2 protein-coding genes are annotated in these 2,254 nt (G+C 62.0%); one reads left to right on the top strand and one right to left on the bottom strand.

Features of this window, described 5'->3' with window-relative positions; genetic code table 11:
* Window positions 1-14 precede the first annotated feature (14 nt).
* On the bottom strand, window positions 15-1,004 hold the full coding sequence (locus EOC06_RS30165) for a sugar-binding protein (RefSeq protein WP_127396614.1): 990 nt from the start codon (window positions 1,002-1,004) through the stop codon (window positions 15-17).
* Window positions 1,005-1,468: 464 nt separating this feature from the next.
* On the opposite strand from EOC06_RS30165, the gene EOC06_RS30160 reads away from it, so the two are divergent.
* Window positions 1,469-2,209 (top strand): ATP-binding cassette domain-containing protein, encoded by a 741-nt coding sequence (locus EOC06_RS30160; protein WP_013530854.1) that lies wholly within the window; start codon window positions 1,469-1,471, stop codon window positions 2,207-2,209.
* Window positions 2,210-2,254: the final 45 nt, after the last annotated feature.

The raw sequence follows: 2,254 nt of genomic DNA, 5'->3' as shown, positions 1-2,254 counted from the left end.
CCGAAATCGAGAACCTACTTCTGGATGCAGGTGTCGACCGTATCCTTGGTGCACTCGTCGAGGCCGGTGAACACCGGATCGGCGACTGCCTTGCCTTCGATCAGGTCGATCATCACCGACGGTGCCTTGTAGCCCATTTCGAACGGCCGCTGACCGACCAGAGCCGTCACGAGGCCGTCACGAGCGATCGCCACTTCGTCGCCGATCGTGTCGGCGGCGCCGATGACGAAGTCGTTGCTGGCGATCCGGTCCTTGAGCGGTCCGAACAGATCGCGATAGGGCTGCGGCGCCCCGAACAGCGGCCAGCCGCCCATGATGCCGAAGGCGTCCAGCTTGGGGTTGGCGGCGAGGATGTCGGTCATCGCCTGTACGCCCTTGGCGCCGTCGTCATTGGTGAACACCGGGCAGCCGGCGACTTCGGTCCAGCCACCTTCACCGGCAAGTGCGGCAAGGCCTTCCTTGCCCGAAAGTGCGTCACGCATGCCTTGCGCACGGCGCAGGATGTTGTCGGCCGCCGGGTTGCCTTCGATGGTGCAGATCGTGCCGCCATTCGGCTTGCCCTTCTTGATGTACTCGCCGATCTTCTTGCCCATCAGGTAATTGTCGGTACCGAGATAGGTCTTGCGAAGACCTGCGTCTTCCTTGCTGAGATCGGCATCGACCGTCATGATCGGGATCGTCGGATTGGCGCTCTTGATCGTCTGCGCGATCAGCGGCGCGTTGGACGGCGAGATCGCCATCGCCACCGTGTCGGCCTTGCTCAGCATGTCCTGGACGATCTGCGCCTCGCCGGCCTCGTCCGAAGTCGACGCCGGACCGGTGTAGAAGCATTCATACTCCGAGCTGGCGTTTTCCTTGTTCCATTTCTCGCAGCCCTGGTGGATGGCCTCGAAGAACGGATTGTCGAGACCTTTCACGACAATGACGAGCTGTTTCTTGGCCAAAGCCGGCCCGGCACCCAACGCCATGGCGGCGACGGCGGCGAGCAAAAGTGTCTTCCTCATGTCAGTCCTCCCTTGAAACAAACGGACACGGCGTGCCCGCCATACAGATCGACCGGATGCGTGATGACCGAGGGTCGTTTCGAGCGCTCGTGTCGCCAGGACAGATCGATAAGCATTTCCAGATTCGGCTTCAGATCAGCTCACACACAGGTGTCGCCGGATGCTGGGCCGTCAAACCTCCGCCGATTCCGGCCGGCGAACCGCCAGCGGGGATCGGCATAATCTCCTCCGACGCTTAGCTAATATCGGCTTGGCGCCAACGTCAATGCTATTTGTCCTACAAAACGGATTTTTAAAATAGTCCTGGCCCAATTCGTCCGACAATTGATTGACGTGCGCCGGCTTTTGCGTAAAAGAACGCTAATGCCGTCTTCGGGAGGAGCCGGGGAGAGCGAGGCCTAAGCAGCGTCGGCGTCCACGCCGGGAACAGCGGCAGGTCGCAAATCACGGGGAGGCAAAGGCTGGTGGCGGTTCTCGAACTCACCAACATCTCAAGGCATTTCGGCGCCATCCAGGCTGTCAACGACGTTTCGCTGTCGATCGAGCCCGGACAGGTGGTCGGCCTCATGGGCGACAACGGCGCCGGCAAGTCGACGCTGGTCAAGATGATCGCCGGCAATTTCCGCCCGAGCCATGGCACCATGCACATGGACGGCAAGGAATTGATCCTGCACAAGCCGGCGGAAGCCCGCCAGCACGGCATCGAGATCGTCCACCAGGACCTTGCGCTCTGCAACAATCTGACCGCCGCCGCCAATGTCTATCTCGGCCGCGAGCTGCGGCGCGGCGTCGGGCCGTTCCGCATCCTCGACTATGCCTCGATGTACAAGCGTGCCGGCCAGCTCTTCGCCGAGTTGAAGTCCGAAACCCGTCCGCGCGACCTCGTCAAGCAGATGTCGGGTGGCCAGCGCCAGGCGGTTGCCATCGCCCGCACCATGCTGTCGCAGGCCAAGATCGTGCTGATGGACGAACCGACGGCGGCGATCTCGGTGCGCCAGGTCGCCGAAGTGCTGAACCTGATCCGCCATTTGCGCGATCAGGGCATCGCCGTCGTGCTGATCAGCCACCGAATGCCTGACGTCTTCACCGTCGCCGACCGCGTCATCGTCATGCGGCGCGGCCGCAAGGTCGCCGACAAGACCATTGCGTCGAGCTCGCCCGAGGAAGTGACCGGGCTGATCACCGGCGCCATCGAACAGGTTTGATTTCAGCGAATTTCACCACGCACAGCAGATGAAGGTCGACGATGG

The organism is Mesorhizobium sp. M7A.F.Ca.MR.362.00.0.0 (assembly GCF_004023175.1).
GTDB lineage: Bacteria > Pseudomonadota > Alphaproteobacteria > Rhizobiales > Rhizobiaceae > Mesorhizobium.
The sequence above is the reverse complement of the archived record's forward strand: the minus strand, read 5'-3'. Positions and strand labels throughout refer to the sequence as shown.